This window comes from Mesorhizobium sp. 113-3-9 (assembly GCF_016756515.1).
In the GTDB taxonomy this organism is placed as follows: domain Bacteria; phylum Pseudomonadota; class Alphaproteobacteria; order Rhizobiales; family Rhizobiaceae; genus Mesorhizobium.
The window spans coordinates 90,048-103,016 of record NZ_AP023246.1; the positions used below are offsets into that span (position 1 = coordinate 90,048).

The following is a 12,969-nucleotide window of genomic DNA, read 5'->3' on the forward strand; positions in this document are numbered from 1 at the left end:
ACCGGTCCGCCTCGGTTCCAACCCGCGTGGGCACGCGGCACCAAGGGGCAAGGGGAAAACACATGGCTGAAGACATCGAGGACGGCCCGGCAATGGATGCCAAGCGCTTCGCGGCGCTCGCCGAAGCCTATGGCGGCGATCCGCGCCGCTGGCCGGAAGCGGAGCGTGAGGCAGCCACCATTTTCGCTTCAACCGAGGCGGGCCAGGCCATTTCGCGGCATGCCGGCTCGCTTGACGCCCTGCTTGACAGCTATGGCGCCGCGCACCCCGGCAAGACACTGCACGACACCATCCTGCGGACCGCCGGCCGGCACATCGTCCGGCGCCGGCGTCAGCGGTTCTGGTGGCTCGGGCTGGGGTTGGCCGGCATCGGGCTCGCCGGCGCCATCGCCGGACTGGCCCTGGTGACCGTCGTTACGCCGGAGGTTCAGCCCGATCGCTATGTGCTCGACGCCAACGCGACGGCCTTCGGCGACGCCGGACCCGACACGATCGAGGAAGACCTATGAGCACCGGCCGCAACCTCCTCATCGCGTCGGTGGTGGTGAATGTCTTCCTAGCCGGTGCGCTTGCCGGCGGAGCCGTCTGGATAAGAAGCGGCAAGCCGGCCCAGGGCTATTCGCTGGAAGCGGCCGGCGGCCGCCTGCCCGACCAGCAGCGCACGCTGTTCCGCAAGGCCCTGCGCGAGGTCCGCCAAGAGTCGCGCGAAATCATTCGCGATGGCCAGCAGGCGAGGCGCGAGGCGGCCGACTTGCTGCGGCAGCCTGTCCTCGACACGGCGGCCCTGTCGGCCGCGCTCGAGCGTGCCCGCAATGCCGACGTCACCGTGCGCACGCGGCTGGAGCAGCGCATCGTCGAGTTCGCGGCAGCAGCGTCCACCGAGGATCGCAACATGCTGGCGGAGGGCCTCGCGAGACGCAGCGGGACGCAGCCATCCGCCACGCCAAAAAAATCGCCGTGACGACCGACGGAAAATGCCGATGGCGACCGTTTAACAAGATGAAGGGCAGGATCTGCCGGACCACCTGGCGCCGACAGGTTTCAACCTCGGACAACTTCGGAGTTTGGTCATGAACTATCTGGCAAAATACGCGATCACCGCCGCTCTCGCGGTGACCGGAACGGCTGCGACGGTCGCGGCGTCCTCGGCAATGCCGCTGTCGCCGCTTGCCGCCCCGGCGGTGGTGGAGCAAGTCGCCTGGGGTTGCGGCCCCGGCTGGCACCCCAATCCCTGGGGGCGCTGCGTGCCCAATCGCGTGGTGGTCTATCCCCGCTATTACTACTGGCACGGCCCGGCTTATTACGCCTGGCATCCGCACCGCCACTGGCACCGCTGGCATCGCTGGTAAGGGGCATCGCTGGTAAGGGCCATGGGGCCGCCCACCGCGCGGCCCCATGATCCCAGCTAAGCAGGCACGAACCGGCTCGAATGGGCTTCAGGCGCTGCTCGCCGGAAGCCCCAGCAATGGAGAGCTGACTTGGCTATCCCGGCCTCCAATTCCCCGCCAGATCCGACCCCAGATCCGACCCTTGTCGCTTTCAACCGCTTCGGGCTCGGGGCAAGGTCCGGCGATCGCGACAGGATTGTCGGCGACCCGCGCGGCTATCTGAAGGCGGAACTGCGGCAACCCGACGTCGCCCTGATCCCGCTTGACGATCCGGCCTATGCCGGCCTGCTGGGCAGCACGCCGGCTATCCAGGCCAGCATGGCGGCAAATGTCCAGCGCAAGCTCGACCGCGAGCGGATGGCCGCGGCGCAGCCGGCGATGGCAACGGCGAGCATCCAGAACATGCCTGCCCAAGCCGCGCCGGTCCAGCCCAAGCCGGTTCAGAGCACACCGGTCCGGGTGGCGCCCGTCCAACCCATGCCGTCGCCCGCCGCTCCGCCAAAGCCAGCCGTTCCGCCAAAACCAACCGTCCCGCCGGTCGAGGCCACGCTGTTCCGCGCCGAAGCCCAGGCGCGCTTCGACAAGGCTCTGCGGGCCGATGCCGGCTTTGTCGAACGTCTGGTCTATTTCTGGTCGAACCATTTCTGCGTTTCCGTGGCCAAGGACAACATCGTGCGGGCGAGCGCCGGCGCCTTCGAACGGGAAGCGATCCGCCCTTTCGTGCTCGGCCGCTTCGCCGACATGCTGATGGCCGTGGAGCGGCATCCGGCGATGCTGTTCTATCTCGACAACCAGCAGTCGATCGGCCCGGATTCCCGCGCCGGCAAGAACCGCCAGCGCGGCCTCAACGAGAACCTCGCCCGCGAGATCATGGAACTGCATACGCTCGGCGTCGGCAGCGGCTACACCCAAGCCGATGTCACCAGCTTTGCGCGCATCCTGACCGGCTGGACGATGGCCGGGCGTGAGGGTCGGCTGGGTGAACCCGGCAGTTCCGTCTTCAACGCCAATGCGCATGAGCCGGGTGACGCGGTTCTGCTCGGCAAGACCTATCCGGCCGGGGGCATGGCTCAGGCCGAGGCGGCACTCAACGACATCGCCAGCCACCCGGCGACGGCGCAGCACATCGCCACCGAGCTTGCCCGCCATTTCATATCCGACGATCCGCCGCCGGCCGCGGTCGCGCGGCTGGCCAAGGTTTTCGCCAAGAGCGACGGCAATCTCAGGGCACTGGCCTCGACCCTCATCGATATGCCGGAGGCCTGGTCGACGCCATTGGCCAAGATGCGCTCGCCGTTCGACTACATCGCCGCCATCCGGCGGGCGGTCGGCCCGGGTCCGGCGAACGATCCCGGCCAATCGCTCGGCTGGCTTAACGCGCTGGGCGAGCCGCTCTGGCAGCCACCGGGACCGAACGGCTTCTCCGACCAGGCGGACAGCTGGGCGTCGGCGGAAGGCGTGAAGGTCCGCCTCGACATCGCCTGGCAGGCGGCCCGCCAGGTCAAGGACATAGGCAATCCCAGCGACATGCTCGACGCCGTCATTGGGCCTTCCGCCTCGCCGGAGACGCGGCAGGCGATCGCCCGCGCCGAGTCCAAGCAGCAAGGCCTGGCGCTGCTGCTGATGGCGCCCGAATTCCAGAGACGATAGGTCGAGCGATAGGTCCGGCGCCGACAACTCCCATGGAGACCAAGTCATGAGCCTGCTGTGTGAAACCCCTCATCCCTCCCGCCGCGCCGTGCTGATGGCCGGCGGCGCGCTGTTTGCCTGGGCCTATCTGCCCCGCTTCGCCCGCGCCGCCGACAATCGCGACCCACGCCTGATCGTCATCGTCCTGCGCGGCGCGCTCGACGGCCTGTCGGCGGTCGGCCCGGTCGGCGATCCCGACTATGCGGGCCTGCATGGCGACATAGCTTTGTCGCTCACCGGCCCGCACGCGGCGCTGCCGCTCGATGGTTTCTTCGCGGTCAATCCGGCGATGCCCGTGTTCGCGCGGCTGTTCAAGGCAAGCCAGGCGGCGGTGGTGCATGCGGCCGCGACGGGCTATCGCGAACGCTCGCATTTCGACGGGCAGGATGTGCTGGAAAGCGGTTTTGCCGGACCCGGCCATGTCGCCACCGGATGGCTCAACCGGGCGCTGGAAAGCCTGCCGGCGGGCGATCGCGTGGCCGCGCTTGGTGGTCTCGCCGTCGGCCCGTCGACGCCGCTGGTGATCCGTGGTGCTGCCCCCGTGCTCGGCTGGGCGCCGCAATCCCTGCCGGAGCCGGCCGGCGACCTCGCGGCGCGGGTTCTCGATCTCTACCAGCATCGCGATCCGGTGCTGTCGGTGGCGCTGCAAAAAGGCCTCGATGCCGACCGTATGGCGCTGGACGACCAGATGGGCGCCAAGGCAATGAAGCCGAAGGGCGGCCTCGACAGCGCCGCCGGCATGCGGCAGGCCGCGCAAGGCGCCGCCAAGCTGATCGCGGCCGATGACGGTCCGCGTGTTGCGGCACTGGCCTTTGACGGCTGGGACACGCATGTCAACGAAGGTGGCGCGACAGGCCGGCTCGCCACGCTGCTCGGCGGCCTCGACGGCGCCTTCGAGGAGTTCGAGAAAGGCCTGGGCGAACGCTGGAAGGACACGGCGATCGTCGCCATCACCGAGTTCGGGCGCACGGCGCAGATCAACGGCACGGTCGGCACCGATCACGGCACCGGCACGGTGGTGCTGCTCGCCGGCGGCGCAATCAAGGGCGGCCGCGTCATCGCCGACTGGCCGGGCTTGAAGCCGGCTCAACTTTACCAGCAGCGCGATCTGGCTCCGACCAGCGATGTCAGGGCGGTGCTGAAGGGATTGCTCGCCGACCAGTTCGGCCTTTCCGCGGCCGTGCTCGGCGACAAGGTGTTTCCGGAGTCGGCGGCGGTGAAGCCGATGCGCGACATCGTCGCCTGATAGCTTGAACGAAAAACACCCGCGCCGTTTCCGGAGCGGGTGTTCCGATCGCCCGTCTGATCGTTTGAAGGATCACCAGCCCCAATAGCCGGGGTGCCAACGGTGGTGCGCCCAGAAGCCGGGATGCCAATGGCGCGCCGGCCGGATCATCATGCGGCGGTTGGGCACGCAATTGCCCCAACGGTTCATGTGCCAGCCGGGACCGCAGCGCCAGCCGACGGTTTCGATCGGCGGCGGCGCGGCACTTGGCGCGGCCATCGGCATGGCCTGCGAGCCGGCGCCGGACAGCATCAAAGTGCCGGCCGCCAGTGCAAGGGGCAGCAAGTATTTTGTGAACATGCGTTGTCTCCGTGGTTTCGTCCCTAACCACCGTGAAACGCGGCGCACGGCCCAAACCCGTCGCAGCGGGACGGATCACATCTTCGTTAGGTCAGCAAAGGGTTCCGGGTTCGGCAAACCGTGCCTCGCGATTCATACCGGCTGCGCCCGCCGAAAGTTTCGATCAGCGGCGGCGCGGCTTCGTCGTTGACAGGGCGGGCCCCAACCTTTGCCGCATGGCAGATTGATCCAGATCAATAAGCGATGACAGGGCCCGCGCTAGGGTTGATGGAAGCCAATTGACAGATATGCTCAGGTTGAAGGCCAGGTAAGACCAGGAGATCACACCTATGATGATCCGCACGCTCTCTACTTTGGAATGCACGAAATTGCTGGCGGCCAACCGCACGGGCCATCTGGCATGCGCGAAGGATGGACAGCCCTACGTCGTGCCCTTCAACTACGCCTACGCCGACAGTCACCTCTATGCATTCTCCCTGCTGGGCAAGAAGATCGACTGGATGCGGGCCAATCCCCTGGTGTGCGCCCAGGTGGAAGAACATACAAAGGGGCGCGGATGGAGAAGCGTGATTGTCGACGGCCGCTATGAGGAACTGCCGGACCGGATCGGCCACAAGGTTCAACGAGACCATGCATGGTCGGTGTTGAGCAAGCACGTCGACTGGTGGGAACCTGGCGCGCTCAAGCCTGTTACGCCTCTCGTGTCAGACAGCTTGCCGCATGTCTTTTTCCGGATCCTTGTCGAAAAGGTTTCTGGGCGGGAAGCAAGCGAATAGGTCTTGTCCACCGTTCGATGCATGTCCCCCGGCGCCGCCTGGCGCAGGCGGCGTCGCGACCTTGGACGGAATCGCACGTCGACAGCACGCGGTCGACTTTCGACTGGGCGTCGCTGTCGGCCTTTGATCACGCGGCCTCGACCTTGGCGACCGGCACATCCTCCCCACGCACAAGTTTGGTCACGCCGGCAAAGTCGAGCTTGCCGGAGCCGAGCACCGGCACTTTCTGGACGACGCGCACTTCGGCGGGCACCATCAGGTCCATGGCACCGTTCGCCTTGGCGAACGCCAGGAACTCGGCACGTGTGGCGCCGGGGGCTTCGGTGATGAGAATGAGCTTCTCGCCCTTGCGCGCATCCGCCACAGCCGCGACGGCCGACAACGAGCCCTTCCACAATTCACCCGCCAGCGCTTCGACGGCGGCGAGCGAAATCATCTCGCCACCGATCTTGGCGAAACGCTTGGCGCGGCCGCGAATGGTGATGAACCCTCCGTCGTCGACCGAGACGACGTCACCAGTGTCATGCCAGCCATCCGGCAGCGGTTCGAGCACGCCAGGTCTCTCGGCGCGCAGATAACCCGCCATCACGTTCGGCCCACGGACATGCAGCCGGCCGCCATCGTCGACACCTGGCACCGGATCGAGACGATACTCCATGCCGGGCATGATCTTGCCGACGCTGCCGGAGCGGTTGTACATCGGCGTGTTGATGGAGATCACCGGTGCGGTCTCGGTGACGCCATAGCCTTCCAGGATGCGCACGCCGAACTTCTCCATATAGGTCATGCGCGTGGACGCCTTGACCGGTTCCGCGCCGGCAAAGCAATAGCGTATCGAGCGGAAGTCGTACGGGTGCGCGGTCCGCGCATAACCGCTGAGGAACGTGTCGGTGCCGAAGATGATCGTCGCGTTGGATGCGTAGATCAGTTCCGGCACGATGCGGTAGTGCAGCGGCGACGGGTAGAAATAGACCGGCACGCCCGAAATCAGCGGCAGCACCGTACCGGCCGTCATGCCGAAGGAATGGAAGATCGGCAGCACGTTGAACACCTTGTCGCCCGAGTGGAAGTCGATGCGCGAAGCCGCCTGCGCGGCATTGGCCAGGATGTTGCGGTGGGTCAGCACAACGCCCTTCGGCGTGCCTTCCGAACCCGAAGTGAACAGGATTACCGCCGGGTCGTTGGGCTTGCGCGGCGCGCGCGGCGTCGACTTGCGCAACAGGCCGAGCAGCTTGTCCTTGAGACCGATCGTCTTGCGCAAATCGTCGAGCCAGACGATGTCGACCGAGCGGCCGATTTCCTCGACCACCGCGCCGAGCTTTGCCTGCTCGACAAACGCGCGGGACGTGAGCACCGTGCGCACCTCGGCGGCCTTGCAGGCGGACAGGATGTTGGCGGCACCCGCGGTGAAGTTGATCATCGCCGGCACCTTGCCAGCCGACATCACGCCAAGCAGCGTCGCGCATGAGCCGTTGGCGTTGGGCAGCATGACGCCGAGCGTCTGCTGATCGGCATAAAGGTTCTTAAATTTCTCGCCAAGCACGGCGGCCGCCGTCAGCAGCTTGCCATAGCTTAGCGAGCCGGTGACCGGATCCTGCACGGCGAGCCGTTTCATGCCGCGTTCGTTCGCGGTCAGGATGATCTTCTCCAGAACCGTCCTGTTGATGTCCTGGGTGCGGAAGACGAGATCCGACATGACCTGATAGAGGGCAGCACCCGCCGCGGCGCGGCGCTGGCGGCCTTTCAGCGCGGGCGGCACTTCCAGCTTGACCGGCTCCAGAATGGTCACCTTGACCTTCGGGAACAGACGGCGGCGCACATGCTGCGACGTCAGCCGGGAGAATGGGCTTTTCTCCAGCCCGTCGATGCGGATCGGCACGACCATCGAGCCGGTCTTGTCGGCCACCATGGCGGCGCCGTCATAGACCTTCATCAGCCCGCCGGTGACGGTGATGCGGCCTTCGGGGAAGATGACCAGCGGATCGCCGCCCTGCACGATCTTGATCAGCGTGCGGGTCGACATCGGCTTGGCCGGGTTGAGCGGCAGAGCGCGGGCGAGCTTCATGAAAGGCTTCATCCACCAGGCCTGGGCGATGGTGTAGTCGATGGCGAAGACCGGCTCCTCATCGGTTAGCGTCAAGGCGAGCGGACCGTCGAGGAAGCTGACATGGTTGAGCGCCAGGATCGGCGCCTTGCCGGCCGCCTTGAGGTTCTCCATGCCCTCGACCTCCAGGCGCAGGAAGGCGCGGAACAGGATGGAGACGAAGTCGCGGAACGCGTTGGTCGGCAGGAATTTCAGCATCAGCCAAGCTGCAATGGCATTGGCCACGGCCAAGCCGAACAGGATGCCGCCGGTGGAGACTTTCGTCTGGATCACGGCGACAACAATGCCGCCGACCGTCATGAAGCCGGCATTGACGATGCTGACGGCGGCGACGACGCGGGCGCGGCGCGCTTCAGGCGACCAGGCCTGCACGGCAGCGAAAGTCGGCACGACGAGGAAGGCACTGGCGATGGCCATGCCGGCGAGGTCGATCGCGACACGGATCGTGTTTGGCCCGGCGAAGAACAGGGCAAGCGTTTCGGCCCTCGGCGAAGGCTGCATGCTCCAGATGGTCCAGGCCAGATGCAGGCCGAACAGCGCCAGCAGCGCCGTGCCGACGGGCGCGGGCAGAAGCACGATGCGGCCCTGCGACATCCAGGCGGCAATGGCCGAGCCGATAGCGATCGATACGGCGAAGACCGCGAGATAGACGGTGACGGCGATTTCGTCGCCGCCGAGCGAATCCTTGATCAAGGTCGGCAGGATCGACAGCACGATGGCGCCGATCAGCCAGAACCATGAAGTCATCAGGCCGGCGCGCCAGATGCGCTTGTCGGTGCGCAACTCGCTGACCTGGCGCCAGGTCGAGCGAAAGATATTTTTGTCGATGACAAGGTCGGGCGCCGCGGAACCCGTGGACGGAATGTAGCGGCTGACGAACCAGCAGCCGACCGCCAAGGCCATCATGATCGGCCCGAACACCGTGACGCCGATGCCATCGGCCGAGACGACGCCCCCGGCAATGGTGCCGCCGAGGATGGCGGCAAAAGTGGCCGACTCGATCCAGGCGTTGGCCTTGGGCAGTTCCTTGCGCTCGAGGTGATCAGGCAGGATGCCGTATTTGATCGGCCCGAACAGCGCCGAGATGATGCCGAACATCAGCAACGCCGTCATCAGCACGGGGATCGACGACAGCGCGATGCCGGCGACAGAGACACCCGCCGCGGCAATCTCGGCGAATTTCAGCCGCCGGGCGATAAGGGCCTTGTCGAAGCGGTCGGCGATCTCGCCGCCAAGCGCGGACAACAACAGGAAGGGCGCCATGAAGACGGCCCCCGCCAAAGTGACCAGCGAAGCCGCCTGATCGGCGGCCAGCGTGAAAAGAATCAGGAACACCAGCGTGTTCTTGAGGAAATTGTCATTGAAGGCGGACAGGAACTGCGTCCAGAACAGGGGCGCAAAGCGCCGGGACAACATCAGATGCGTGTTCATGGCGATTTCCATTTGGCGGAACCCTACGACGCGTGCCGGGGGCCCTGCGGGGTTGCAGGCGCTATTTCAATCTCAGTGATATCAGTGAGCTGATTAAACTTCCTTACTGCGCTTGATGCCCATCCACGGCTTTCGGCTGCTGGAAATGAACATCGTTCACAATCGAAGCTTACCATTTTTTGAACAGCGTTCAAGCGAAAAATGAACAATGTTCATTGCAGATAGAAACAGGGACGGCGGCCAGCGGCGTTTGTAAGGGGTCAGGGCGCCCCGGTTGCCGGACCTGGTCCGAGCGTCGCCACTGTCTTCAGCGCGCCATCGAGCATGTCGCCCTTCTCGTCCTTCAGCGCTGCCTCGCGCAGTCGGCGGATCCAGTCGGCGGCATCGGTTCGGCCCTTGAGCATGGGAAGCGCCGACAGCACGCGGTCGAATTTCGACTGGGCGCGCACATGGGTATCGCTGTAGCCCTTGATCAGCCGGCGGCAATTGAGGATTTCGACAGCGAGCGCATAGTCCCGGGACGCATGGGCGAGCGCCAGCGCGTACCAACGATCGAGATGGCTCATCTCGACCTTGTGGCGCAGCAGGCTCCGGCGCCAGCGGCGCAGGCCGCCGATGAACCAGAGGGCCGCAAAGCCGGCGAAACTGTCGGTGCGGATGCGGCGGCCATGGTTGATGCGCCGGTCGAGGAAGGCGGCGAGTTTCGGCCGGTTCTCGATGTAGCTGCCGAGCCCCGCCGGCAGTGTGCCGCAGAATTCCTCGATGCGCGGGTGGAAATATTCGGTCACCTGCAGGACCGAGCCTTCCTTGACCCCTACCTCCTTGCGCACACGCCGATCACGGGTCGAACGCGTCTTCAGATCGGCAACGCGGATCATGTCGTCGTAGCAGAGCGCGTTGGCGAGATGCTTGGCGGCGGCGATGGACAGCGCGTGGGCATGTCCGGCGTTGTCCAGCGCGACGGCCTTGTCCAGCCGGTCGAGATACTCGCCACCATAGGCGATATCCTGATAGTCGACGACCTTCCTCAGGCCCCGTAGCGCCATGTCGCGCACGGCGACGGGCATCAGGTCGATGCGAGCGGCGAGCACCTGCCAGCCCTGCAGCAGGCTTTGCGGACCACTCACCTGTCCGGCACCCAGGACGGATTCCGCGACAGCCGGTTCACCTGGCTTTGACGCCGGCGCGGCCGTGCCGCGCGCGCGGTCAAACGCGGCGCCAAAGGCGGCAAGGCTCGCCTTGACGCCACGGCCCCCGGCGCCAATCGCCTGCTCATAGCTTTCGCGCGTGAACGGCAACGCGTCCGACCCCGCCAGCGCGCCGAGCAGGCTGGCCGAGATCATCGAACCATTGTCGGCGGCGATCTTTTCCATGTCGAAGGCGATAAAGCGCTTCGATGCGGCCTCCGCCGTCGCATGCACCTTGGAGGACGAGGCCCGGCCATCGCCCGGCTCGATTTTTTCCGACACGGCGGCGATGCGATGCGACGAAGCGATCAGCGTCGTGCGCTCGGGCGTGACGAAGCCGCGGATGATGGCGCGGCCGGCCTCCATCAATTCAGCGGCGATCAGGATGTCGACATCGCCTTGCGAGGGCGACAGCGCGAAGACCGGCAGCCTGCCGGTGTCGCGGGCCATCTCGACATAGTAGATGGTGGCGCCGGTGCGCTGGGCGACGCCGGCGACCGAGGTCGATTGCGCGACATAACCATTGCGCTCGGCAACGTCGGTGATCCAATCAGCCAGCACGCCGCCGCCCTGGCCACCGACAGCCAGCACGGCGAGCTTGATGACGCGCTCATCGTCCTGGGCGCCGGCCTTGGCGCGGAATGGCGGGACAGCGTCAAGCATCGGCGAAGGTCAGGCGCCGGCTTTCGCGGCGGCGTTGCAACAGGCTGATCACGGCGCGGCGCGCGCTTTCCAGGAAGCGGTCCCAACGGCTCGGATTGTGCACGACGTCGGCACGATAGAAGGACGGGCAGAGCACCGCCGCATCGGCGACCTCGCCGCAATTGCCGCAACCGACACAGTTCTGGTCGATGGACGCCACCGGATCGTCGCGTAGCGGATCGTCGAGCGACTTGACCGACAGCGACGGGCAGCCGGACAGCCGCATGCAGGCATGGTCGCCGGTGCAGATGTCCTCATCGACGCCGAATTTCGGTTTGACGATCCTTGTCCCGCCCTTGATCGCCTTGTCGACCAATGGCTTTTCGCGACGCTGGCGGTTTAGCATGCATTCGGACGAGGCGACGATGACCTTCGGCCCCTTCTCCTCCGTCGTCAGCGCCTCGCGCAGCGTGGCTTGCATCTTGCCGACATCGTAGGTGCGGTCGACATGGCGCAGCCATTTGACGCCCATGCCCTTCACCGCTTCGGTGATCGGATGTTTTGTCGACTTGGTCTTGTTGCCCGCCCGCGACGACAGGATGTCCTGCCCACCGGTGGCGGCCGAATAGAAATTGTCGACGATGACAATGACGCCGTCATTCTTGTTGAACACGGCGTTGCCGATCGAGGAGGTCAAGCCGTTGTGCCAGAAGCCGCCATCGCCGACGAAGGAGATCGAGCGGCGCTTGGCGTCGGGCGAATTGAACGCCGAGGCCGAAGCCGGGCCGAGACCATAGCCCATCGTGGTGGCACCGAGTTCGAAAGGCGGCATGATCGAGAACAGATGGCAGCCTATGTCGGAGGCGATGTGGTGCTTGCCGAGTTCCTGCTCGACCAGTTTGGTCGCGGCGAAGATCGGCCGCTCCGGGCAGCCGATGCAGAAGCCCGGCGGGCGGCCCGGCACGACGTTGATCAGGTCAGCGGTATCGACGCCGTCGCCGACCTTGTTGGGCGCACGCACTTCGCCCGGCAAGAGATGCGGCGCCTCGGCGCGCAGGAAGGCGCCAATGCCGTCGAGCATGACCTGGCCGGTGTATTCGCCAGCCATCGGCAGATATTCCTTGCCGACCAGCCTCGTGCCACGCCCGGCCTTGTGCAGCATCGCGGCAAAAGCCTGTTCGATGTAATTGGGCTGGCCTTCCTCGACGACCAGCACCGGCTGCTTGCCTTCGCAGAAGGACAGGAATTCGTCATCGATCAAGGGATAGACGGCGTTGAGCACATAGAGCGGCACATCGGTGTCGCCATAGGTGTCGGCAAGACCGAGACGCTGCAAGGCACGGATGACCGAATTGTACATGCCGCCCTGCATGACGATGCCGACCGAGCCGTGGTCCGACCCGAAGAATTCGTTGATCTTGTTCCTGGCGATGAAATCCACCGCCGCTGGCCAGCGCTTCGCCACTTTCTCCTTCTCATGCAGGAAGGAGGCGGGCGGCAGCACGATGCGGCCAGTGTCGCGGCGCGGCGCTTCCAGCGCGTCGGCCACGGTCATCGGCGGGCGCTTATTGTCCTTGGCGATGAAATGGCCGTGGACGTGGCAGCAGCGGATGCGCACCTGCAGCATGACCGGCGTGTTGGAGACCTCGGACAGTTCGAAGCCGTCTTCCACCGCCTTGACGATCGACGGCAGGTTCGGACGCGGGTCGAGCAGCCAGACCTGGCTCTTCATGGCGAAGGCATGGCTGCGCTCCTGCATGATCGAGGAGCCCTCGCCATAGTCCTCGCCGACGATGATCAGCGCGCCACCGGTAACGCCGCCGGACGCGAGGTTGGCGAGCGCGTCGGAGGCGACATTGGTGCCGACGGTCGACTTGAAGGTCGCCGCGCCGCGGATCGGATAATGCACCGAGGCGGCCAGCATGGCGGTGGCGGTCGCTTCCGAGGCGCTGGCCTCGAAATGGACCCCGAGCTCGCCCAGAATGTCCTGCGCATCGGCCAGCACGTCCATCAGATGGCTGATCGGCGCGCCCTGATAGCCGCCGACATAACCGACGCCGCATTGCAGCAGCGCCTTGGTGATGGCGAGGATGCCTTCGCCGGCGAATTCATCGCCCGCGCCGAGCCGGAGTTTCTCGACTTCCTTGGCAAAAGACCGTTCGGCCAT

At 65.7% G+C, this 12,969-nt stretch carries 10 protein-coding genes; 6 read left to right on the forward strand and 4 right to left on the reverse strand.

Features of this window, described 5'->3' with window-relative positions; genetic code table 11:
- Positions 1-62: 62 nt before the first annotated feature.
- From MesoLj_RS00455 to MesoLj_RS00475, 5 genes are all read left to right on the forward strand, one after another.
- Positions 63-509 carry a hypothetical protein gene (locus MesoLj_RS00455; RefSeq protein ID WP_244735259.1) on the forward strand — a complete coding sequence of 149 codons (447 nt, stop codon included), beginning with the start codon at positions 63-65 and terminating at the stop codon, positions 507-509.
- On the forward strand, positions 506-961 hold the full coding sequence (locus MesoLj_RS00460; protein WP_202324716.1) for a periplasmic heavy metal sensor: 456 nt from the start codon (positions 506-508) through the stop codon (positions 959-961). The genes MesoLj_RS00455 and MesoLj_RS00460 overlap by 4 nt, the downstream gene beginning before the upstream one ends.
- Before the next feature lie 109 nt (positions 962-1,070).
- Positions 1,071-1,349 carry a GCG_CRPN prefix-to-repeats domain-containing protein gene (locus tag MesoLj_RS00465; RefSeq protein WP_202324717.1) on the forward strand — a complete coding sequence of 93 codons (279 nt, stop codon included), beginning with the start codon at positions 1,071-1,073 and terminating at the stop codon, positions 1,347-1,349.
- 129 nt (positions 1,350-1,478) lie between these two features.
- Positions 1,479-3,038: a DUF1800 domain-containing protein gene (locus tag MesoLj_RS00470; protein ID WP_202324718.1), complete on the forward strand. Its 1,560-nt coding sequence runs from the start codon at positions 1,479-1,481 to the stop codon at positions 3,036-3,038.
- 46 nt (positions 3,039-3,084) lie between these two features.
- The gene (locus tag MesoLj_RS00475; protein ID WP_202324719.1) at positions 3,085-4,323 is read left to right on the forward strand and encodes a DUF1501 domain-containing protein; all 1,239 of its coding nucleotides are present in this window, start codon (positions 3,085-3,087) and stop codon (positions 4,321-4,323) included.
- 72 nt (positions 4,324-4,395) lie between these two features.
- On the opposite strand, the gene MesoLj_RS00480 is transcribed toward MesoLj_RS00475, so the two are convergent.
- Complete coding sequence (locus MesoLj_RS00480; RefSeq protein WP_140775586.1) at positions 4,396-4,662, reverse strand: GCG_CRPN prefix-to-repeats domain-containing protein; 267 nt, start codon at positions 4,660-4,662, stop codon at positions 4,396-4,398.
- Positions 4,663-4,991: 329 nt separating this feature from the next.
- On the opposite strand from MesoLj_RS00480, the gene MesoLj_RS00485 reads away from it, so the two are divergent.
- The gene (locus tag MesoLj_RS00485) at positions 4,992-5,438 is read left to right on the forward strand and encodes a pyridoxamine 5'-phosphate oxidase family protein (protein WP_202324720.1); all 447 of its coding nucleotides are present in this window, start codon (positions 4,992-4,994) and stop codon (positions 5,436-5,438) included.
- Between the two features lie 127 nt (positions 5,439-5,565).
- On the opposite strand, the gene MesoLj_RS00490 is transcribed toward MesoLj_RS00485, so the two are convergent.
- From MesoLj_RS00490 to MesoLj_RS00500, 3 genes are all read right to left on the reverse strand, one after another.
- Entirely contained in the window at positions 5,566-8,973 is a 3,408-nt protein-coding gene (locus tag MesoLj_RS00490; protein ID WP_140775590.1) for an acyl-[ACP]--phospholipid O-acyltransferase, read from the reverse strand.
- Between the two features lie 260 nt (positions 8,974-9,233).
- The gene (locus tag MesoLj_RS00495) at positions 9,234-10,823 is read right to left on the reverse strand and encodes an indolepyruvate oxidoreductase subunit beta family protein (protein ID WP_202324721.1); all 1,590 of its coding nucleotides are present in this window, start codon (positions 10,821-10,823) and stop codon (positions 9,234-9,236) included.
- A complete protein-coding gene (locus tag MesoLj_RS00500) occupies positions 10,816-12,969 on the reverse strand; it encodes a thiamine pyrophosphate-dependent enzyme (protein ID WP_202324722.1) in 2,154 nt (717 codons plus the stop codon). Before MesoLj_RS00500 ends, MesoLj_RS00495 begins: the two co-directional genes overlap by 8 nt.